A 21,877-nucleotide genomic window follows, 5' to 3' on the forward strand; every position below is an offset into this window, starting at 1 on the left:
CACGTATCGCAATGTGACAATTCAATACGTGCCTTCCGGCCCCGGTCACGGACCGCACTGATTGCAATGCCCTGCCCCCGACGCACAGATGATTGCCATGTTGCACGCCTTCTGATCCGTTGCTTGCCCGTGTTTACAGGCCTGCTTCCGTTACGGTGCGGGACGTTGACGGCCGCGGCCCTGTTTATATTCGTGACAGGCGGCCTGATGGAAATTGCACAAGCCGCCGCGGAATTTCTCGACCAGAAAATCGATAAAGACACGGACCTTGCTGGGCAGATGGCGACGTTCCGGATAAACGGCATAGATCCCGCCATTGTTAAGCGGGTCGTAATCCTTGAGAATTCGGACAAGGCGACCTTCGCTTAGTGCTTCGGCGACAATGAATTCCGGTTCGCGCGCAATGCCAAGCCCGCGAATGGCCGCGATCGAGGTGAATTCACCATTGTTACACGACATGACCGGATTGACCCGCACCGTAACAGGACCGTCCGGCCCTTCGAAATCCCAGATATTCGGGCTGGCAACATTGGTATAGGCCAGGGTCTTGTGATCAGCCAGTTCCTGGGGCGTTTTGGGTTCGCCAAACTGTTCAAGATAGGCCGGTGCAGCAACCACATGCCCGGTATAATCGGCAAGCTTGCGCGCGATCATGCTCGAATCCTTAAGCCGGGTGATACGGATCGCCATGTCGAACCCTTCGGCCACCAGATCGACCATATGGTCGGCCAGATGAATATCCACATGCAGCCCCGGATACATTTCCATGAATTCGGTCACCAGTTGCGGCAAATACATCTGGCCAAATGTCAGCGGCGCAGAAATACGAAGAGTGCCGCGCGGCGTACCGCGCAAATCAGTCAGTGCATGTTCGGCCGTTTCGATTTCTTCGACGACGCGTGCACAATGCTGATAGAAAGTTGATCCGGCATCGGTCAGGCTAAGACGACGGGTGGTACGATTAAGCAACCGGATACCAAGACTGTCTTCAAGCTTGGTCACGTGCTTGCTGACAGCAGATTTCGACATGCCAAGCTTGCGCGCCGCACCGGAAAAACTGCTTTCTTCGACGACACGGGCGAAAACGGTCATTCCGTCCAGATTACCGATCAACATGATGATACTCCTGATCGTATAGCAACCCGACTGTTGCGTATTGGGAAACAAATAAATCTCACAACAGCGGATTGTCTTCAACGCGGAAATGGCAACAATAGCTGAAACAGCAAAATTTCCGGTCTGCCTGATATGACCCGATCGGTCACCGGCAAACCAAAAAATCGGAGAGAGAAATGGGCCAACTGGTAGACGGCGTCTGGCAAACGGAGTCCCTGCTTGCCAAGAACCGCAACGGTAAATTCAACCGGCAGGATTCAGCATTTCGCAATTGGCTGTCGGTCGATCCCGATGCCGAATTCCCGGCCGAGCCCGGGCGCTATCATCTCTATGTTTCCTATGCCTGCCCGTGGGCACATCGCACCCTGATCTTTCGTGCGATCAAGGGCCTTGAAGACATGATTTCGGTCTCGGTCGTGCATTGGCATATGGGCGATGACGGCTGGCAATTTTCACCAGAAGACGGTTTCATCGATGATCTGGGCAACCATGCGCTGCTTCATCAGGTCTATACCGCAGCCAAGCCCGACTACACTGGCAAGGTCACCGTGCCAGTCCTGTGGGATAAGAAATCGGGCCGTATTGTCAGTAACGAGTCATCAGAAATCATCCGCATGCTCAATACCGCCTTTGATGGCCATGGCGCCAAGGAAGGCGATTATTACCCCGAAGATCTGCGCAGTGAAATTGATGCGGTCAATGACCGGGTTTATCACGATGTGAATAACGGGGTTTACAAATCGGGCTTCGCCACCAGCCAGTCGGCCTATGAAGAGGCCGTCACCACCCTTTTTGACACGCTGGACTGGCTTGAAGACCGGTTGGGTCAACAGCCCTACCTTGCGGGCGAGAAGCTGACAGAAGCCGATTGGCGGCTGTTCCCGACCCTGTTGCGGTTTGATGCGGTCTATCACGGGCATTTCAAATGCAATCGCAAGATGCTGCATGAATATCCCAATCTCTGGAATTACACCAAGGCGCTTTATCAGCATCCCGGTGTCCGCCAGACAGTGCATTTCGACCATATCAAGAACCACTATTACCAAAGCCACCCGTCCGTTAACCCATCCGGGGTGGTGCCGGTCGGTCCTGATCTTGATTTTGATGGTCCCCATGATCGCGACTGCTTTTAAGGTCCCGGTCACCTGAACGTTGAACCCCGCCCCCTGCCGGCCCGACCACAACGATACCGAGCCGCGATTTGATAAGTCGCCGGCATCCGGACAAACAAAAACCCCGCAAGCAATGCTTGCGGGGTTTTCAATTTCCGAAAACGGAAACTCTTAGTTCAGGCGACCTTTGATTTCCGCAATCGCGTTGTTCACCAACTCGTCTGCCTTGGCACCGGAAACCTTGTCAGTAACAAGGGCGGTGGTTGCCTTTGCTGCGATTTCGGCGACATGCGCACGAACTTCGGCAATGGCCTGGCTTTCAAGGTTGGAGATACGTTCCAGAGCCTGCTGTTCACGGCGTTTGAGTGCCGCTTTGAGCTCAGCCTGGGCGCTTTCAAGCATACGGTCGGCTTCTGCCTTGGCATGCGCGCGGATCTCGTCAGCTTCCTTCAGGGCTTCGCGCTGTTTGGCCTGATAATTGGCCAGAAGCTCCTGGGCTTCTTCGCGAAGACGCTGAGCTTCGTCCAGCTCGTCAGAGATCTTCTGAGCACGTTTATCAAGTGCGCTCGAGATGCCCTTAACAGCCTTGAAACCGCCAAAACCGGCGACCAGGACGAAAGAAAGCGTAGTCCAGGTGTATGGATCGGTAAGGAAAGTAACCTCTTGGGTTGCCATTGTCTTACTCTCCTACAATCGCCGAAACAGCCTTGTCGGCAGTTTTGGCCTGAACCTTGACACCGATAAGTTTTTCGGTTGCTTCGCGGGCGATTTCCGAAGCTGCTTCTGCAACACCGGTCAGCGCGTCCGTTTTGGCATCCGCAATTGCCTTTTCGGCATCAGATGTCTTTTTAGACAGCTTCTTGACCATTGCTTCGGTTTTTTTGGCTTGCTCTGCAGCAGCCTTTTCCGACGCTTCGCGAATGTCTGCCTGGGCGGCATCACGAGCTTCTGCCAAAGCAGCCTCGTATTTCGCGATGGCGGCATCGGTTTCGTCTTTCAACGCCCGTGCCTTGCCAAGGTTGTCTTCGATGGTTTTCTGACGGCGCTCAAGCACTTCACCAACTTTCGGCAGCGCGATTTTCGACATCAGGAAATACAAGACGGCGAAAATGACGAACAGCCAGAAGATCTGTGCAGAGAACGTCGCAATATCAAACTGCGGCATAGCCTACTCCCGAATTCAACGACACCGGCGAGGGGGTCCCTCGCCGGGCCGTGTATTCGCTCAAAAGGCGCCGATTAGACGAACAGAACGATCAGCGCAACGACGAGTGCGAACAGTGCAATAGCTTCGGTAACAGCAAAGCCGATCCAGCCATACAGTTCAACGTCGCCTTTTGCAGCCGGGTTACGGCCAACAGTCGCAATCAGGCTCGACCAGATGTTACCAACACCAATACCGGCACCAATCATGCCAATAGCAGCCAGGCCAGCACCGATCATCTTAGCAGCATCGAGTTCCATAACTTCACCCTTTCGAATTTCTTAAAGGCAATCAGAAGAGATCACACCAAACCACACACATCAGTGCATGTGGATTGCATCATGGAGATAGATGCAGGTGAGAATTGTGAACACATAAGCCTGAAGCGCAGCAATGCCGAACTCCAGAACAGTAATCCCCGTCAGCAGAGCAAACGGAAGCACGCCGAGAATGCCAATCAGGCCGACGAACCCACCGATAACTTTCAGCATGATGTGGCCGACGGTCATGTTTGCAAACAGTCGGATAGCCAGGCTGAACGGACGAGAGAAATAGGAGATGATTTCAATCGGGACCAGAATGATCGCGGTCGCAATCGGCGCACCTTCAGGGAAGAACATCCGAAGGTAATGCGTGCCATGACGCATGAAGCCGATGATCGTCACACCGATGAAGATCACCAGAGCCAGCGCGAAGTTAACCGCGATGTGGCTCGTGAAAGTAAAGCTGTGCGGGATCATGCCAAGCAGGTTCCCGAACATGACAAACATGAACAACGTGAAAATGAACGGGAAGTACTTGCGACCCGCGCTTCCGACGTTATCTTTGAGCATATTGGCGACGAATTCGTACATCACCTCGGCAGCACCCTGCCAGCGACCCGGGACCAATGCACCGCGACGCATGGACAGCGTCATAAAGCACGTTACGAGAACGGCTGCGAATACCATCCAAAGTGCGGAGTTGGTGAAGGAAATATCAATGCCGCCAAGCGAAAGCTCGGCCAAGGGCTTGATTTCAAACTGCTCTAGCGGTCCAGCCACCGTAATCCTCGCTCAATATTATAAGGCTTCGGGATTATTTCCCGTCCCCCTGCTTGTGCTCCCTCATCGCACGACCAAGCCCGACAGCACTGTCATAGCCCTTGGCAACACGATAAGCGTTCAAGCCTCCGGCACCTGCCCCGAGAAAGACAAACAGAACAAGCAGCCAAGGCGTCGTATCAAGCACCCGATCCAGCGCCCAGCCGATCAACAAGCCAACAAGAACAGCAGCGATCATTTCCGCCGAAATTCTCATGCCAAGTGCCATCCCCTGGGATGGTTTGCCAGTCGCCCGGTTCGGGCCGTGCTTCTCTTCGCGTTTGCCTGCTACAGCTGCCAGCTTGCTTTCAAGCTCTTCTAATGAAGCGCGATCTTTGTCATCGCTCATTGTCGTGAACCCCGCTTTGGCAACCTTGCAAACGTCGCAAGGAAATGCGCGGGCAACATACTTAGCACCCCATGGGCTGTCAAGCTGTAAAACCCCGCCTGTGAAGGAGGGTCAAAACGCCAATAATTCTTTTTATTACAATAAGTTATACTGAATTATGTGAAGGAAAACACTTTTGCACTTAGGCAATAGTCGCAGACGAATTTTCCCGGGCTTTGGCAATCACGCCAGCTACAACCGGCAGTTTCCCTTGGTTATCATGTGTTTGGCCTGAAACTGCACAACCGGTTGCAATGTGATCTAATTTCACACAGGCCGGTGATTTTCACCTTTTTTGGTCGATATTTTACGACCTTGGCGTCTGTTTTGACGACCAATTGCACCGCAGGTTGGTCGATTCACGCCGCCAGCATATCGCAATCGGGAATCAGTACCGGCGTGCCTATTGCTTACGAACCGTCAGCTGGCGTTCACTTTCGGCTTTTTGCCAACCATCCGGCCTGCTGGCCAGCATCCAGTCGAACTTGTGAAACAGTGCCCACACAGCGCCAAGCGTGTTGATGGCAATCGAATTCATATCGATCGGCTGTTTATCAAGGATGTCATCGCGCAAGATCCGGACAAGATCGGCGACCGTGTTCTTGCCATCAAAGACCGCCAAAAGCCGCGCCAGATCAGGTCCCCCCGTCAGGTCGACGGCGTTGCCGCTGCCATCTTCGATCAGAACGGGCTGCCCGGCCAGGGCAACAAGATCATCAAAGAAGGACGGGGTCGGTTTGACAAAGAAATAAGGCGCAAGATCCCCATCTGGCAGCATTTCAGCCGCCTGGGCGCGATCATCCCGGGTCAGGTAAAAAGCATGAAGCGGCATCGCACCGCTATATCGTTCACAAAATGCCTGCTGATCACGAAGCGGCATCGCCGACAGTTCGCGCAACAAAGCCGGATCACGCACCAGATTGCCGATCGCATAATGCGCCTTTCCCGTGCCACCAAAACCGAAAAATCCGGTGAAGGCCGCAACATGAAGATCAGCGGACGCAGCAAAGTCATAGACCCCGTGCACGTCGTAGGCACATTCAACGGGATGCAACAGCAAATCGACAATTTCGGGATCGTTTTCAAGCAAGCCTTTGATAAAACCCGGACCGCCCCCCATCTTGAGCAACATGTTGTCTTCGGGCAAATTGCCAAGCAGCTTGCGGGTCATGGCAAGCTGTTCGGACAGGTCCTTGTTGTTCAGAAGCGGTTCGATCATTTTGCGCCATTCGGTCACGGCAAGACGCCCATGTTCACCATAAACCATCACCCCCATCGCACCATCGGGCGTAAGAACCGACGCCAGATCACGAAGCCCTTCCTGCGGGTCTTCAAGATGATGGAGAACCCCGGCGCAATTGATGTAGTCAAACCGGTCGGGTTTTGAGGCGGCGAATTCGGAAATGGTCGCGTTGACATAGATGACATTTTCAAGACCGCGGGCCTCGGCACGGGCGCGTGCGACCCGGGTGCTTGCCTCGGACGGCTCAAGATAGGTCACCGATCCACCAACGTCGCGCAGCTGTTCGGCAAGCCAGATCATCGCATCGCCCGTTCCGCCCCCGGCAACAAGGGCGCGGAAAGATGCATCAATCACCTTTATCCCGCCAAAGCAGTAATGATTGACGCGCGACAGGGTATCAAGCGGCGGCATCAACAAACGGTCTTTTTCCTCCTGCGGGTCGCGCAGCGGATAGGGAAACTGTTCGTAAAGTTCGCGCACTTTCTGGGACATCAATCTATTCACCGTCATTGAATTTCAATGCCGGTGTAACATTGACGGTCCTATCAGTTCATTAATTTCCGATAATCTAATCACTGGATGGTGTTCACGGGCACGATCATCAGCTCGTGAAATCAAGCTCGGTCTGTTCTTTTTTCGAATAGACTTCGGCCTGATGCAGATCGACCGATACCAGCGACGACACCCCGCGTTCGGCCATCGTCACCCCGAACAGACGGTTCATGCGGGCCATGGTCATACGGTGGTGCGTAATGACCAGGAAGCGGGTATTGGCATGACGGCCAATTGCTTCGAGCAGTTTACAGAAACGGTCAACGTTGGCGTCATCAAGCGGTGCGTCAACTTCGTCAAGCACGCAGATCGGGGCCGGGTTGGTCAGGAACACTGCAAACAGCAAGGCAACCGCGGTCAGGGCCTGTTCACCACCAGACAACAGCGACAGATGCTGAAGCTTCTTGCCCGGCGGGGATGCCATGATTTCAAGCCCGGCTTCAAGCGGATCGTCGGCCTCGGTCAGCATCAGATGCGCACCACCGCCACCAAACAGGCGGACAAACAATTGCTGGAAATGTTTGTCGACTTCGTCAAACGCCGTCTTGAGACGTGCACGTGCTTCACGATTGAGCTGATTGATGCCATTGCGCAACTTTTCAATGGCAGCAATCAAATCATCGCGTTCCGACACCATGGTGTCTTTCTGTTCCTGCAATTCTGCCAGTTCGACTTCGGCACGCAGGTTCACCGCCCCAAGATTTTCGCGTTCGCGCGACTGGCGTTGCAGGCGGGCTTCGATATCGGCCTCGGCCGGGAGTTCCTTGGTCAGATCAATCTGGCCAAGTTCAACCAGCTGGTCTGGCGTTGCATTGACGCGTTCACGGATACGCTCGATCAAATCGCGGCGATGTTGTTCGGCCTGTTCAAGCAAGGCCTCGCAGCGCACGCGACCCTCGCGGGCTTCGGCCAGTTTCTGTTCAGCTTCCTTAAGATTATGGTCGGCTTCGCGCTGGGCATTTTCGGCCTTTTGCAATTCGTCGGCCGCGTCCTTGCGGGTCTGATCGGCCAGTTCGATCCGGTCCGACAGGATCGCACGGCGTTCTTCGATCTCTTCGGGCTTGAGTTCAAGCTCCTCGATCTCCATGCGGGCTTCTTCCTGACGGGCGCGCAATTCGGCAACACGTTCCCCCGCCCCTGACGCACGTTCGTTCCAGGTCGCAATTTCGTTTTCAACAAATTCAAGACGCTTGCGCCGGCCCGACATTGCACTTTGCATGCGTTCCAGCATGCTTCTTGCTTCCATCTGATCGGCACGGGCATCGGAAAGATTGGCACGCTGTTCGATCAGCTCGGCCTTGATTTCCATCAGACCTTCGCTGCTTTCTTCAGGCAGTGCTGACAGTTCTTCCTGTTCGGCGATAACTTCATCAAGGTCTTGCTTGGCGCGCTTCTCGGCTTCTTCGGCGTTTTGCAGGCGGCTTTCAATGGCGCTGGCGTCGCGTTTGATATTGGCGATTTCCTCACGTGCACGCGACAGCGTTCCTTCGGCCTCGCGCACTGCACGGTGGGCTTCCTGTTCGGCGGTGCGGGCGGCTTCGATTTCTTCATCAAGCCGTTCGACATTTTCAGTCGCAATTTCCGAACGCTCATGTGCGGCTTCGACCACGGCATCGGCTTCTTCAAGTTCGCCGCGCAATTCTTCAAGCCGATTGCGTTGGCGCAAACGCACTGCTGCGGGCAATTCGGCCCCGGCCAGAATGCGATACCCGTCCCAACGCCAAAGCGCCCCTTCGCGCGACACCAGCCGCTGCCCGACTTTCAAATTCTTGGACAGGAAGTTACCCGTGGCATCATCGTCAACAATCCCGATCTGCCAAAGACGGCGGTTCAAAAGTGCCGGGGCTTCGACAAATTTGGCAAGTGCGGTCACACCATCGGGCAAGGCCGGATCATCGGTTGCCGGATCAATCGCTGACCAATGCATCGGCGCATCGGCGGCATCGGGCGCATCAAGATCTTCGCCAAGGGCCGCTGCCATCGCCAGTTCAAGACCGCTTTGCACGGTGATGTCTTCGATCACGCCAGAATATTTGTCGTCATCGCCGCCCTTAAGCAGACTTTCCAGCGCTTCGATTTCCGCCATCAGGCGGGCTTTGCGGCTTTCGGCATCGCGCAGGGCATCACGTGCATCGCTTTCGGCCGTTTTAAGACTGTCTTCGCGGTCGCGCATTTCCGCCAGCCGCATTTCGGCTTCTTCGACCGCCATCTTGCGCTGTTCGCAAAGCTCTTCGCATTCTTCAAGATGCATGTTTGCTTCTTCAAGGGCCTCGGTAAAGTCGGCCTCGATGCGGATATCATCAAGCTTTGCCACTGCCTCGTCATGGCGTTCGGTCAAACGGTTGCGGCGCGCATTAAGTTCGCTCAGGCGTTGCTGAACGGATTTAAGACGGGCTTCTTCCTCGGCGACCTTGCTGGTCAATGCTTCGACCGCACCTTCGAGTTCTTCGACACGGATGGCCTTTTCAGCGGCAATTTCACGGGCTTCGTCAAGCTCGTCATCTTCGCCGCCCTGGGCTTCGCTCAGTTCTTCGCGTTCACGTTTAAGCTTTTCAAGCGCGCCCTGGGCATCACTTGCCAGTTCGGCTTCGCGGGCCAGGTCGGCGTCAATTTGCTGAATGCGCGCACGAAGCTGGCTCATTTGGGTTTCGATCTGTGCCTTGTCTTTATCAAGGCCTTCGCGTTCGATCAAAAGTCGTTGCAGGGCGGCGGCCGCATCGGCTTCCTTTTTGCGCAAGTCGGGAAGACTTGCGGCAATATGGGCCTGCACTGTTGTCGCCTCGGTCACTGACGAGGTCAGATCACGGACCGCACTTTCGCCCGCCACCAGCAATTCACGCGCATCATTCTGGCGTTTCTGCGCATCAGTCCAGCGGATATGGAACAGCAATGCCTCTGTCTGGCGAATGCTTTCGGACAGTTTGCGATATCGTTCGGCCTGACGGGCCTGCTTTTGCAAACTGGCAATCTGGCCATCAAGCTGCACCAGAACGTCTTCAAGACGTTCCATATTCTGTTCGGCGTTCTTAAGGCGCAATTCGGCTTCGTGGCGGCGTGAATGAAGGCCGGTGATACCGGCTGCTTCTTCCAGGATCAGGCGCCGCTGGATCGGTTTGGCCCCGATAAGCGCACCGATCTTGCCCTGGGACACCATGGCATTTGATCGCGCACCGGTCGCGGCATCGGCAAACAGCAACTGCACGTCGCGTGCGCGGACATCCTTGCCATTGACCTTGTAATTCGATCCGCCGCCGCGTTCGATGCGCCGGGTCACTTCAAGAAGATCGAAATCATTGAACATGGCCGGGGCTTTGCGTTCGCTGTTATCGAGCGTCACGGAAACTTCGGCCACATTGCGCGCAGGACGGGACGATGTCCCGCCAAAGATAACGTCGGACATGTCGGAGCCGCGCATCTGCTTGGCCGATGTTTCACCCATCACCCAGCGCAGCGCTTCAACAAGATTGGATTTGCCACAGCCATTCGGGCCGACAACACCTGTCAGCCCGTCTTCAACCAGCAAGTCTGTTGAATCGACGAAGGATTTGAACCCCGTCAGCCGTAGCGATTTAAACTGGACCAATCATGTCCCCCGGTCCGACCTCTGCCCCTGTTGCCGGACACCGCAATACGGTATCCGGCGAAATTGTTTTGCTTAGTCGATAAGATCTTCGACTTTTTCGATGAAGAATTCTGCTTCACGGGCACCGGCAATGGTTTCACCATCAAGGATGAAGCTCGGTGTCGAGGAAACGTTGAATTCCTGTTCGCCTTTCATGCGCGATGCAACGATGGCATCGATCATCGCCTGATCGGCAAGGCAAGCATCAACCGCGTCGCTGTTCATGCCCCCGAAACGCACGACCTGTTTGATGCCTTCGATCGGGTCTTCCGAACGCGCCCAGCTCAGCTGCGACTTGAACAGCATGCTCAGAACACCGAAATAGCGGTCATCGCCCGCGCACTGGGCAACGGCGGCTGCGCGCAACGCAACAGCATCAAGCGGATAGTCGCGGAAAACCAGCTTCAGCTTGCCGGTATCAATCAGCTTTTCCTTGATCTCGGGCAGAACCTCATTGTGGAAGGCTGCACAATGCGGGCAGGTCAAAGACGCATATTCAATCATGGTTACCGGGGCATTTTCGTCGCCCAGTACATGTTCTTTCCATTCTGTTGCATGTGCCTGCTGGGTCCCAACGACACCAAGTGCAATCAGAAATGCACCTGCAAGAAACTTAACCGCCTTTAGCAAGGAAACCTCCGTTAAAACAAAGTTTTGTGATTACAAGCCTGTTGCAGCGCGGGAGTCAACACACGCCACAAAACGGCTATTGCACCAACGAGTCGCCAAGGTCGCGTGAAAATGCGGCAAGACCGTGTTCGTTCATTTCAGGAAACTGATTCGATATTTGCAACACGCCGGCCCCGCCATCCAGCACACCGCCCAACCATGTCGGCATGCACGCAAAGCATCCCGCGCCCATCATGGAAATATACAATCCGGGTTGATTACTTTTTGCCGGTTTTGGGTTTGAGCCCGCCCGTCGCACCGGCGATATGACGGCCAAGCCGGGTCAGTACTTCGCGCAGATGCGGGTCTTCGATCTTGTCGATGCTGGCCTGGTTGTTTTTTGCGATATTGCCTTCGGGAACACTGGTTGGCACATGGACCGTGCGTTCGGGGCGGGAAATGTCGCCCTGCATCATCTTGATGCGGTCCACCGCCCGATACCCGAAATAGGTATTCACCCGGTCAATGATCTGGGGCATGCGATGTTGCAGTTCGATCGCTACCGGGCCGGTGACACGGATCACCAGCGTTCCGCCACCGGCATTTTCGCCGCGCGGCGGGGAATATTTCACCGGCATGGTGAATTGTTCAAGGTCCCGCCCGACGATTTCGGCCCAATGCAGGATGATTTCCGTCTGGAAAAAACCGCGTTTCCGAACCAGCGGCCGGGTCAGGTTCCCGACCAGCGGCGCGACATTGCGCAAGCCCATCCGGCGTTCGGAACTGCCCATCGGGGTGATGTTCTGACGTTTCTTGACCGCGTTTTTTGCAGCAACCGACGCGGATGTCTGATCCGCACCGGCAGACGTTTTCGTATCAGCCATATCTTTTTGCTTGCTCAAGCCCGGTTCTTTCGTAGGGTCACTCGCAGATTCCAATCACAACATAACACGGGACCGCCGTGCATTTCACCACTGACGATATATCCCGCCTCGGTCAGACCATGCTGGAATGGTATGATCGCCATCACCGCACCTTGCCCTGGCGTGCCGAGCCGGGCGAAACACCCAATCCGTATCACGTCTGGCTTAGCGAAATCATGTTGCAGCAAACCACGGTCCAGACCGTCGGACCATATTTTGCTGCGTTTCTGAAACGCTGGCCGACCGTGACCGATCTTGCCAATGCCGAACTTGATGATGTTCTTCATGCCTGGCAAGGGCTTGGATATTATGCACGGGCGCGCAATCTGCACAAATGCGCCAAGGTGGTCGCGACCGAGTATGACGGTATTTTCCCCGATACCGAGGAAGGCTTGCTGAAACTGCCCGGTATTGGTCCCTATACCGCCTGTGCGGTTGCTGCCATTGCCTTTGACCGCCATGCTAGCCCTGTCGATGGCAATATCGAACGGGTGATTTCGCGGCTGTTTGCCCTTGAAACACCACTTCCGGACGTCAAACCGGAAATCAAGGAAAAGTCCGCTGCCCTGACCCCGTCAAACCGCCCCGGCGATTATGCCCAGGCGCTGATGGATCTGGGGGCAACCGTTTGCACCCCGCGTAATCCGGCCTGCGGCATCTGCCCCTGGCAGGCCGATTGCGAAGGCCGCAAGGCAGGTATTGCAGCCGATCTTCCCAAAAAACGCAAAAAGGAACCGAAACCAACCCGGGTCGGCTATGCATTCTGGATCCGGCGCGAAGATGATGGTCGCATCCTGATCCGCCGCCGACCGGAAAAGGGATTGCTTGGCGGGCTTTACGAAGTCCCGGGCAGTGACTGGCGCGCGATTGACGCCCCCGATGATGTCATGTTGTCAGAGGCTCCGGTTAAGGCCGCCTGGTCGGAACTTGATGGCACGGTCGGGCATACATTTACCCATTTCCATCTCAATGTCAGTGTTCTGGCCACCACCATTCCCGCCGGTCAGGCCGATGAAATGGAGGGCAGTTGGACAACGATTGACGGTCTGTCCGACTTTGCCCTGCCGACAATCATGAAAAAGATCGTCCGCCATGCCCTGAAATACCGATAGAGGTTCAGACATTCACAGGAACGGACAGACCACGATCACAATTGAAAAGGCCCGCGATTTTCATCACGGGCCTTTTTCTTTTTATAACCTTGCACGGCGCGATCAGGCGTAAATATCGATCACCTGTCCACGTCCCCCGGTCGGGGCCGGTGCGGCCTGCTGCGAGGTCTGCGTTTCTGCTGTTTGCTCGATCCGCTGTGTCTGCGGCGAATTCAGGTCATTGCTACCCGTTTCAGAAATCGGGGCGGCTGCCTGCTGAATCTGGATCGGGTTGGGTGCATATCCTGCACCACCTACGGCACCTGCCTGCATTACGGTCTCCATCTATCCTTACGGATAATATCTGATCGTCATTTCATAGCAAGTTTTCGCGTAAAAAGCAAAAACCGGTGCAATTTTTCAATCGCACCGGCTTTGGGCATCAAAAATTTAATCGGAAAATCCGATCAGGATCAGGCGGGGACCTGTCCCATTTCCTTGCGCAGCTGACTGCGCAGATTGTCGATCGACACCAGACGTCCGTCACACTTGTAATGCCAATAAGTCCAGCCATTACAAGCCTGTGCACCCTGAACATGTGCACCGATCTGATGGATCGAGCCGGCATTGTCCTTATGGCTGATCGAGCCATCCGCACGCACCAGCGCCGCAACATTTCCGCGGTTGTCATAGATTTTGTCGCCCGGCGACAACAGACCGCGTTCGATGACCGCACCGAACGGAATCCGCGGCAAGGCGCGTTTCGATTCGGTCAGTTCCAGGCTGTCACCATCAAGCATCTGGACCTTGGCGATGCGGTCACGCGCGGCTTCCGCATAGGTTTCCTCGCGCTCAAGCCCGATGAAGTGACGGCCCAGACGGCGCGCAGCAGCACCGGTCGTGCCCGTGCCAAAGAACGGGTCAAGAACCACATCCCCCTGGCGGGTGGTTGCCATCAGAACACGCTGAAGCAGGGCTTCGGGTTTCTGGGTCGGATGGACCTTTTTGCCCTTTTCATCCTTGAGACGTTCCGAGCCGGAGCAAATCGGCATCAACCAGTCAGAGCGCATCTGCAAGCCTTCATTAAGCTGCTTCATCGCTTCGTAGTTAAAGGTGATGGCTTTTTGTTCTTCGCTTTTGGAACACCACAGAAGCGTTTCATGCGCATTGCAGAAACGTTTGCCGCGGAAATTCGGCATCGGGTTGGTCTTGCGCCAGACAATATCATTGAGGATCCAGTACCCGATATCCTGAAGCATGTTACCGACGCGGTAAATGTTGTGATACGAGCCGATCACCCAGATCGCACCGGTATCTTTCAACACCCGGCGTGCGGCGGTCAGCCAGTCACGGGTGAATTCGTCATAATGACGGAAACTGTCGAACTGATCCCAATGGTCGTCAACTGCATCGACCTTGGAATTGTTCGGGCGCAGCAGATCCCCCCCAAGCTGCAGGTTATAGGGCGGATCGGCAAAAATCAGATCAACGGATTTTTCCGGCAGGCTGTTCATCAGTTCGATGCAATCGCCGACCAGAACCTGATCAAGTGGTAAAGTTGTTTTTTTAGTCATGATGCCTTCTAGGTTCCCCTCGAAATCTTGAGGAAAGCATCAACCGAAATAGTTAATGAAAGAGTTAACCGACTCCGAAATTTTTCAAGGATTCGCATTGTGTTAGAAAGTGCGCCACCTGTTTAGACAATCTTAACCGGTCTGCTCCAAAAACCGGAAGATTTCAGTCCGGCAATCCCCGTCACCGCGCCAGGGTCAAATCCCCGGTCAGACCGGGCGGACTCCGCAGATCCAAAACAGTCTGCTTATCCTGAAATGCCGGCCCGGAAAGTTCCCCATCGCCTTTCAGGTGAAGAAACAATCACTTATACACGCGCCAAGCCGTATTTCCCCACCCGGACGCGCTAAATGGCCGGTTTAAATCACAAAAACTGACCGTTCGGACAGAACACGCTTTGCCTCATTTCTGATCGTGTATACAATCTGCCCACAATCTATGCATAAAAGTTGAACTTCGCATAACAGCAATAACCTTCAGGGGGACAAAATGAAGTCTGGCACTTTCAGCCTTTCCCGTCGTGCACTGCTTTCGGCCGTGGCCGCAGCAGCAGCGGTGGTTTCCTTTGGCTTTGGCACACCGGCACAGGCCGACCCGCTTAAAGTTTCGGCAATCTATACGGTTCCGGTCGAACAGCAGTGGGTTTCGCGCATTCACAAGGCGCTGAACGCCGCCAAGGAACGTGGCGATATTTCTTATGAATTTTCCGAAAACGTCGCCAATACCGACTATGAGCGCGTCATGCGCGAATATGCCGAAAATGGTTCTGATCTGATCGTTGGCGAAGTCTTTGGCGTTGAACGCGCAGCACGCAAGGTTGCCGCACAATATCCCGACACCGCGTTCCTGATGGGGTCAAGCTTTGCCCCGGATGGCGACAATTTCTCGGTGTTTGACAACTTCATCCACGAGCCGAGCTATCTGGTTGGTATGGCTGCCGGTGCGGCAACCAAATCGAACAAAATCGGCATGGTTGGCGGTTTCGCCATCCCGGAAGTCAACCGTCTGATGCATGCCTTCATGGAAGGTGCAAAATCGGTCAATCCGGATGTCGAATTCATGGTGACCTTCATCAACAGCTGGTATGACCCGCCCAAGGCAAAAGAAGCATCCTTTGCCATGATCGATAAGGGTGCCGATGTCATGTACGCAGAACGTTTCGGCGTTTCCGATGCAGCCAAGGAACGCGGCATTCTTGCCGTTGGCAACGTGATCGACACTGCGGCTGATTATCCGGGCACGATCCTTGGTTCGGCACTGTGGCACATGGAAGCAACCATTGACCACGCCATCGAAGCCGTCAAAGCCGGTGAATTCAAAGCCGAAGATTACGGCAAGTTCAGCTATATGGAATATGGTGGCGGCAGTGTTGTTCTTGACGCAAGCCTCCTTCCAGAAGGCACGGTCGCCAAGGTCGAAGCCAAACAGGCAGAAATCCTTGACGGGTCATTCACCGTTAACGTGAATGACGAAGAACCGAAATCTTCGATGTAAGATTTCCTTAAATTTCAGGGGCAGTTCGGTGTAGAAGCCGAACTGCCCCTTATCTGTTTGATCCCGATTTCGGGATTGCGACAATTTGGGAACGTCACCGCATCTTTTCAGGCGCTTGATGCATACCGGGCACAGTCGGCAGGTTTGATCAACTTGCGCTTTGTGTTGCGGTCACGCACCATCGTCCTTTCGCCCCACAGCGTGACGCAAAAACAAAACGGAATGCCCGGATGTCATCTGCTGCGCAAACATCACAACAAACGTCCCAAGACCTGCTGCTTGCGCTGGCAGGCATCACCAAACGATTTGGCCCGCTGATTGCCAATGACGCCATCGACCTGACGGTCCACAAAGGCGAAATTGTTGCCCTGCTTGGCGAGAATGGCGCGGGCAAAACCACATTGATGAATATTTTGTTCGGTCACTATGTCGCGGACGAAGGCACGGTTACGGTTGCCGCGCGCGACGGCAACCTTGAACAGCTTGAACCGGGCGCCCCGCAGGCGGCCCTGGATGCCGGGATCGGCATGGTTCATCAGCATTTCACACTGGCCGAAAACCTGACCGGCCTTGATAACATCGTGCTGGGGACCGAACCGATTTTCCGCCTGCGCCGCGACCGCACCAAGGCACGCGCCAAACTGGCGGAATTGATGGCCGGATCGGGTTTGAATGTCGATCTGGATCAACCGGTTCACAAACTGACCGTTGGTGAAAAGCAGCGCGTTGAAATCCTTAAGGCCCTTTATCGCGATGCCCGGCTTCTGGTTCTGGATGAGCCGACCGCGGTTCTGACCCCGCAAGAGGCCGACAGCCTGTTTGCCGTTCTTCGCAAACTGGCCCAGAACGGTCTGGCCGTGATTATCATTGCCCATAAACTGGCCGAAGTTCTGGCTGTATCGCACCGGATTGCGGTTTTGCGTGGCGGCAAGAAAGTCGGAGAAATGATGACAAGTGATGCCGATCATCGTTCCATCGCCGAATTGATGGTCGGGCGCGAAGTCCCGGTCAGTCGCCGTATCGCCCGCGAACCGGGCCAACCGGTCCTTACCCTTTCCGACGTCACGATTGATCGTGGCGATTCAAGACGATCGCTGCATGGTGTTTCCATCACGGCCCATGAAGGCGAAATTCTGGGTATTGCCGGTGTGTCTGGCAATGGTCAGGCCGCCCTTGCGCAATTGATCGCGGGCCTTGATAAACCCGATCACGGTTCGGTCGAGATTTTTGGCCAAAAGGTCGAAAAATTCGACGCCCATCAATTTGCGCAAAACGGCATCGCCCGCATCCCCGAAGACCGCCATCATGATGGCATGGTCGGATCGATGACGGTGGCGGAAAATATCGCCATCGAAGATGTCCGAAATGCCGGTTATCAGAAATTCGGCTTCCTTGATTTTGAGGCAATCCGCAAACGCGCCGAACACGCGATCTCCGATTATGATGTGCGCTGCCCCGGCCCGGATGCCCCGGCGCGACTGTTGTCGGGCGGTAATATCCAGAAACTTATTCTGGCACGCGTTCTGGAAAAATCACCGAAACTGATCCTTGCCAATCAGCCGTCCCGCGGCCTTGATGTCGGCGCACAATCCGAGGTCCACCGTCGTTTGCTTGAAGCCCGTCAAAACGGGGCGGCTGTGATCCTGATTTCGGAAGACCTTGATGAACTTCTGACCATTTCCGATCAGATCGCCGTCATCCATGCCGGTCACATCACACCGGCAATGGCGACCGATACCATTGATCGATCCGAACTTGGATTGATGATGGCCGGCCAGAAGAAAGCCCATCATGCCCCGACCAACCAAAAGACCACCACGCATTCGGGAGAAACGGCATGATCCGCTTTGAACCCCGCGCCAATCCCGGCCCTGTTCTGACCTATGGCGTTCCGGTCATTGCCGCTGCCATTGCCATTTTGCTGGCCGCCATTCCCCTTGCACTGGCCGATGCCCCGATCATCAAGGCATACGGCCTTATGATCAGTGGTGCATTCGGGTCGGTCTTTTCGATTTCCGAAATGTTGACCCGCGCGACACCCCTGACCCTGACCGGTCTGGCGGCGGCCATCGCATTCCGCGCCAAGCTTTGGAATATCGGTGCCGAAGGCCAGCTTTACATGGGGGCCATGGCCGCCGTGGCCATCGGATCGGGTGTGATTGATGGTCCAAGCTGGATCATGATCCCGGTCGTGATGATTGCCGGTATGATCGCCGGTGCCCTGATGCTGATCGGCCCGACTTTGATGAAAACCCGGTTGGGTGTTGATGAAGTCGTTACCACGCTTCTTTTGAACTTCATCGTTCTTCTGTTTGTTCAGATGATGCTTGAAGGGGCGCTTAAAGACCCGATGTCGATGGGTTGGCCGCAATCCGAACCGATTATCGACAGTGCGGTTTTCCCGCCATTGATCGAACGGATGCGTGTTCATTTCGGCCTGATCATCGCACTGGTGTCGGCCATTGCCCTGGCCGTCTTTGTCAAACGGACTGTTTGGGGCTTTGAAATTCGTGCAGTCGGCGAAAATGCCGCGGCCGCCAAATTCGCCGGTATTTCAGTCACCAAAACCATGATCCTTGTCGCCGCCCTTTCCGGTGGTCTGGCCGGTTTGGCCGGAGTTGCCGAAGTTGCCGGAACGCGCGGATATCTCGCAACCGACCTGTCACCGGGATATGGTTATGCCGGAATTGTGGTTGCCATGCTGGCGCGTTTGTCACCGGTCGGGGTGATTGCATCGGCCCTGTTTGTGGCATCGGTATTTGTCGGTGCCGATTCCATGAGCCGCGCGATTGGCGTTTCAAGCTATCTGGCCGATCTGATTGTGGCGATGGCGTTGCTTTGTGTTTTGATTGGCGGCTTCTTGACCCGGTTTACGGTTCATTTTGATCGCAAGACAGCCGGGTAAGGAGAACAGACATGGAAATCATCGATATTCTTCTTGCTGCCAGCTTCTGGGAAGCCGCTATTCGTATCGCAACCCCGCTGATTTTCGGGGTTCTGGGCGCACTTGTTTGCGAACGTGCCGGGGTGCTTAACCTTGGTATCGAGGGCATCTTTACCGCCGGTGCCATGGCCGGATGGATGGCCGTGTGGCTTGGTGCCGGGCTTTGGGGTGGTGTGCTTGTTGCCGCCTTAGCCGGTGCGTTCTTTGGCCTGATCCATGCGATCCTGACAGTGCCGCTTGGCCTTAGTCAGCATGTATCTGGTATTGGCGTCACGCTTCTTGCCACCAGCCTTTCCTATTTCACCTATCGTACGGCCCTTCCCGATGTGTCGTCACCGCCGCGCATCGAACCGTTCCGTCCGCTTGATATTCCGTTCCTGTCAGACTTGCCATTCATCGGTCAGGCGCTGTTTTCACAAACCGCGATGACGATGCTAGCACTTGTTCTGGTGTTTGTTACCGGCTGGATTCTGTATCGCACGCCACTTGGCCTTGCGATCCGTGCGGTCGGTGATAACCCGTCCTCGGTCGAGGCACAGGGACTTTCGGTTTATGGCCTGCGCATCGGTGCGGTTGTTGTCGGCTCGTCCCTGATGGCACTGGGCGGCGCGTTTCTGACCATGTCGGCCTTTGATGCGTTCTTCTTTGGCATGATCAATGGCCGTGGCTGGGTTTGCATTGCGCTAACCGTGTTTGCAAGCTGGCGACCGGGCAAGGCATTGATCGGTGCCCTGTTATTCGGGGCCTTTGATGCGTTTCAGGTCCGCCTGCAAACCGAAGTGGGTGCATTCCTGCCATCGCAGGTCTTCCTGATGATGCCCTATATCCTGTCGATCATTGCCCTGATTGTTGTTGCCCGTAAGGCCGATTATCCCAAGGCGCTTCTGGTGCCCTGGTTCAAGGGCCAGCGTTAATCGCACCAATCCGTTTCTGACCGCCACCACAAGACCAAGGATGACGCCATGCAAGCCGATCTGATTTTGAAAAATGCCAATATCGCCAATGGACAGGCGGGCGTTGATATCGCTTGTAGCAATGGAAAGATTGTCGAGATTGGCCAGAACCTGAACATCCCCGCGACCGAAGAAATCGATTGCGGCGGCATGCTGGTCAGTCCACCTTTTGTCGACAGTCATTTCCACATGGATGCCACCCTGTCGCTTGGTCTGCCGCGCATGAATGAGTCGGGCACCCTGCTGGAAGGCATCGCACTTTGGGGCGAACTTAAACCGCTTCTGACACCCGAAGCGGTGATTGAACGCGCCCTTAAATATTGCGACCTTGCGGTATCCAAGGGCCTGCTTGCCATTCGCAGTCACGTTGATGTTTGTGATGACCGTTTGCTTGCGGTTGATGCGTTGCTTGAAGTTAAAAAACAGGTCGCACCCTATATCGATCTGCAACTGGTTGCCTTCCCGCAGGATGGTTATTTGCGTAGCAAAACAGCCAAGGAAAACACCATCCGCGCGCTGGACAAGGGCGTTGATGTTGTCGGCGGCATTCCGCATTTCGAACGAACCATGGCCGACGGTGCACAAAGCATTGCGGAACTTTGCGAAATGGCGGCCGACCGTGGCCTGATGGTCGATATGCATTGCGACGAATCAGATGACCCGCTGTCGCGTCATATCGAAATGTTGGCTTATGAAACCCAGCGTCTTGGGCTTCAGGGGCGCGTTGCCGGATCGCACCTGACATCGATGCATTCGATGGATAATTACTATGTGTCCAAACTGATTGCCCTGATGGCCGAGGCCGAAGTTTCCGCCATTGCCAACCCGTTGATCAACATCACCCTTCAGGGCCGTCATGATACCTATCCCAAACGCCGCGGCATGACCCGTGTGCCGGAACTGCGCAAGGCGGGCCTGACCGTGGCGTTCGGCCATGATTGCGTGATGGATCCCTGGTATTCGATGGGGTCGGGTGACATGCTTGAAGTCGCATCGATGGGGCTTCATGTTGCCCAGATGACATCACGTGATGATATCCGGGCCTGCTTTGATGCCGTGACCAAGGAACCGGCCAGGATTTTGGGCCTTGAAGGTTATGGCATCGAGGTTGGCAACAATGCCGATTTCGTTATCCTGCAAGCCCGCGATACGATTGAAGCCATCCGGATGCGGGCCAATCGTCTGTTTGTCATTCGGCGCGGCAAAATCATTGCCGAAACGCCGATGGCCCAGACCCGCCTGCATCTGGCCGACCGTCCGGATCATGTGCGTGAACATGAATATGCGCCGGGCCAGTAATTGGTCCGGTTCGGATTTGAAGACAACCTGCTGCTGAACGGATGCCGCCATGTTCTATGAACCGGGAAAAACGCCACATAACCTGCCCCATGATCCGTTCAAGGCCTGTGTGGCGCCGCGTCCGATCGGCTGGGTTTCGACCCTTGATAAGAACGGGCGTCCCAACCTGGCGCCCTATTCGTTTTTCAATGCGGTGCTTGGCACCCCGCCGATGGTGATGTTCTCGTCTGGTGGTTCGATTGACAGTCTGCAAAACGCCCGCGATACCGGCGAATTTGTTGTCGGTGTTGCCCCGCGTGCGATGCTTAAGGAACTGAATTTTTCCTCGTCCCCCCTGCCGCCCGGTGAAGACGAATTTGAATATGCCGGGCTTGAAAAGCTTCCGGCCAAATGCGTCAAGCCGCATCTGATCAAGGGTGTTCCGATCCATATGGAATGCACGGTCTATCAGATTGTCGATCTGCCCAGTGCCTTTCCCGATAAACGGCCCTGTGCGATGGTGATCGGCACTGTGGTCGGCTTGCACATTGATGATGACATTATTCGCGATGGCATGGTCGATATCACGCTGTTTGAACCGCTGGCCCGGCTTGGCTATCAGGAATATGCCAGCGTATCGGAAACCTTTACGGTCCGCCGCGAGGATTTCTGGAAATAGAAAATCCGTTAACCG

The 21,877-nt window shown here is 55.1% G+C and carries 20 protein-coding genes; 8 read left to right on the forward strand and 12 right to left on the reverse strand.

The window, feature by feature from the left end; translation table 11 throughout:
* Window positions 1-150 precede the first annotated feature (150 nt).
* Window positions 151-1,116 (reverse strand): LysR family transcriptional regulator, encoded by a 966-nt coding sequence (locus AUQ42_RS14365; protein WP_068519783.1) that lies wholly within the window; start codon window positions 1,114-1,116, stop codon window positions 151-153.
* 176 nt (window positions 1,117-1,292) lie between these two features.
* On the opposite strand from AUQ42_RS14365, the gene AUQ42_RS14370 reads away from it, so the two are divergent.
* The gene (locus AUQ42_RS14370) at window positions 1,293-2,249 is read left to right on the forward strand and encodes a glutathione S-transferase family protein (protein WP_068519784.1); all 957 of its coding nucleotides are present in this window, start codon (window positions 1,293-1,295) and stop codon (window positions 2,247-2,249) included.
* A gap of 150 nt (window positions 2,250-2,399) precedes the next feature.
* Here AUQ42_RS14370 and AUQ42_RS14375 read toward each other — a convergent pair whose 3' ends face one another.
* The 9 genes from AUQ42_RS14375 to AUQ42_RS14415 all read right to left on the reverse strand — a co-directional run bounded on the left by AUQ42_RS14375 (window position 2,400) and on the right by AUQ42_RS14415 (window position 11,812).
* Window positions 2,400-2,903: a F0F1 ATP synthase subunit B gene (locus AUQ42_RS14375; protein WP_068519785.1), complete on the reverse strand. Its 504-nt coding sequence runs from the start codon at window positions 2,901-2,903 to the stop codon at window positions 2,400-2,402.
* A 4-nt stretch (window positions 2,904-2,907) separates the two neighbouring features.
* Window positions 2,908-3,393, reverse strand: coding sequence for a hypothetical protein (locus tag AUQ42_RS14380; protein WP_068519786.1), 486 nt, complete (start codon window positions 3,391-3,393; stop codon window positions 2,908-2,910).
* A gap of 74 nt (window positions 3,394-3,467) precedes the next feature.
* A complete protein-coding gene (locus tag AUQ42_RS14385; protein ID WP_033068123.1) occupies window positions 3,468-3,692 on the reverse strand; it encodes an ATP synthase subunit C family protein in 225 nt (74 codons plus the stop codon).
* A 60-nt stretch (window positions 3,693-3,752) separates the two neighbouring features.
* Window positions 3,753-4,475: a F0F1 ATP synthase subunit A gene (locus tag AUQ42_RS14390; RefSeq protein WP_068519787.1), complete on the reverse strand. Its 723-nt coding sequence runs from the start codon at window positions 4,473-4,475 to the stop codon at window positions 3,753-3,755.
* 34 nt (window positions 4,476-4,509) lie between these two features.
* Window positions 4,510-4,863 (reverse strand): AtpZ/AtpI family protein, encoded by a 354-nt coding sequence (locus AUQ42_RS16025; protein WP_068519788.1) that lies wholly within the window; start codon window positions 4,861-4,863, stop codon window positions 4,510-4,512.
* Window positions 4,864-5,305: 442 nt separating this feature from the next.
* A complete protein-coding gene (locus AUQ42_RS14400) occupies window positions 5,306-6,637 on the reverse strand; it encodes a bifunctional 2-polyprenyl-6-hydroxyphenol methylase/3-demethylubiquinol 3-O-methyltransferase UbiG (RefSeq protein WP_068519789.1) in 1,332 nt (443 codons plus the stop codon).
* 109 nt (window positions 6,638-6,746) lie between these two features.
* Entirely contained in the window at window positions 6,747-10,280 is a 3,534-nt protein-coding gene (smc, locus tag AUQ42_RS14405) for a chromosome segregation protein SMC (RefSeq protein ID WP_068519790.1), read from the reverse strand.
* Window positions 10,281-10,352: 72 nt separating this feature from the next.
* On the reverse strand, window positions 10,353-10,949 hold the full coding sequence (locus AUQ42_RS14410; protein ID WP_068519791.1) for a thioredoxin domain-containing protein: 597 nt from the start codon (window positions 10,947-10,949) through the stop codon (window positions 10,353-10,355).
* Window positions 10,950-11,206: 257 nt separating this feature from the next.
* Window positions 11,207-11,812: a DUF721 domain-containing protein gene (locus AUQ42_RS14415; RefSeq protein ID WP_231856781.1), complete on the reverse strand. Its 606-nt coding sequence runs from the start codon at window positions 11,810-11,812 to the stop codon at window positions 11,207-11,209.
* A 77-nt stretch (window positions 11,813-11,889) separates the two neighbouring features.
* On the opposite strand from AUQ42_RS14415, the gene mutY reads away from it, so the two are divergent.
* Entirely contained in the window at window positions 11,890-12,963 is a 1,074-nt protein-coding gene (gene mutY / locus AUQ42_RS14420; RefSeq protein WP_082817884.1) for an A/G-specific adenine glycosylase, read from the forward strand.
* Window positions 12,964-13,065: 102 nt separating this feature from the next.
* Here the strand turns inward: mutY and AUQ42_RS14425 are convergent, their stop codons facing one another.
* Both AUQ42_RS14425 and AUQ42_RS14430 read right to left on the reverse strand, forming a co-directional pair.
* Window positions 13,066-13,275, reverse strand: a complete 210-nt coding sequence (locus tag AUQ42_RS14425; protein WP_228196116.1) for a hypothetical protein — start codon at window positions 13,273-13,275, stop codon at window positions 13,066-13,068.
* Between the two features lie 140 nt (window positions 13,276-13,415).
* Window positions 13,416-14,516, reverse strand: coding sequence for a site-specific DNA-methyltransferase (locus AUQ42_RS14430; protein WP_114113140.1), 1,101 nt, complete (start codon window positions 14,514-14,516; stop codon window positions 13,416-13,418).
* Between the two features lie 487 nt (window positions 14,517-15,003).
* Between AUQ42_RS14430 and AUQ42_RS14435 the strand changes: the two genes are divergently transcribed.
* The 6 genes from AUQ42_RS14435 to AUQ42_RS14460 all read left to right on the forward strand — a co-directional run bounded on the left by AUQ42_RS14435 (window position 15,004) and on the right by AUQ42_RS14460 (window position 21,862).
* Complete coding sequence (locus AUQ42_RS14435) at window positions 15,004-16,008, forward strand: BMP family protein (RefSeq protein ID WP_068519796.1); 1,005 nt, start codon at window positions 15,004-15,006, stop codon at window positions 16,006-16,008.
* Window positions 16,009-16,238: 230 nt separating this feature from the next.
* Window positions 16,239-17,849 (forward strand): ABC transporter ATP-binding protein, encoded by a 1,611-nt coding sequence (locus tag AUQ42_RS14440; protein WP_068519797.1) that lies wholly within the window; start codon window positions 16,239-16,241, stop codon window positions 17,847-17,849.
* Window positions 17,846-18,913 (forward strand): ABC transporter permease, encoded by a 1,068-nt coding sequence (locus tag AUQ42_RS14445; RefSeq protein WP_068519798.1) that lies wholly within the window; start codon window positions 17,846-17,848, stop codon window positions 18,911-18,913. Before AUQ42_RS14440 ends, AUQ42_RS14445 begins: the two co-directional genes overlap by 4 nt.
* An 11-nt stretch (window positions 18,914-18,924) precedes the next feature.
* Window positions 18,925-19,866: an ABC transporter permease gene (locus AUQ42_RS14450; protein ID WP_068519799.1), complete on the forward strand. Its 942-nt coding sequence runs from the start codon at window positions 18,925-18,927 to the stop codon at window positions 19,864-19,866.
* A 48-nt stretch (window positions 19,867-19,914) separates the two neighbouring features.
* Window positions 19,915-21,204 carry an amidohydrolase family protein gene (locus AUQ42_RS14455; RefSeq protein WP_068519800.1) on the forward strand — a complete coding sequence of 430 codons (1,290 nt, stop codon included), beginning with the start codon at window positions 19,915-19,917 and terminating at the stop codon, window positions 21,202-21,204.
* Window positions 21,205-21,253: 49 nt separating this feature from the next.
* Window positions 21,254-21,862, forward strand: a complete 609-nt coding sequence (locus tag AUQ42_RS14460; protein WP_068519801.1) for a flavin reductase family protein — start codon at window positions 21,254-21,256, stop codon at window positions 21,860-21,862.
* The last annotated feature ends 15 nt before the right edge of the window (window positions 21,863-21,877 follow it).

It is taken from the genome of Thalassospira sp. MCCC 1A02491, assembly GCF_001613785.1.
GTDB classification, from domain to species: domain Bacteria; phylum Pseudomonadota; class Alphaproteobacteria; order Rhodospirillales; family Thalassospiraceae; genus Thalassospira; species Thalassospira povalilytica.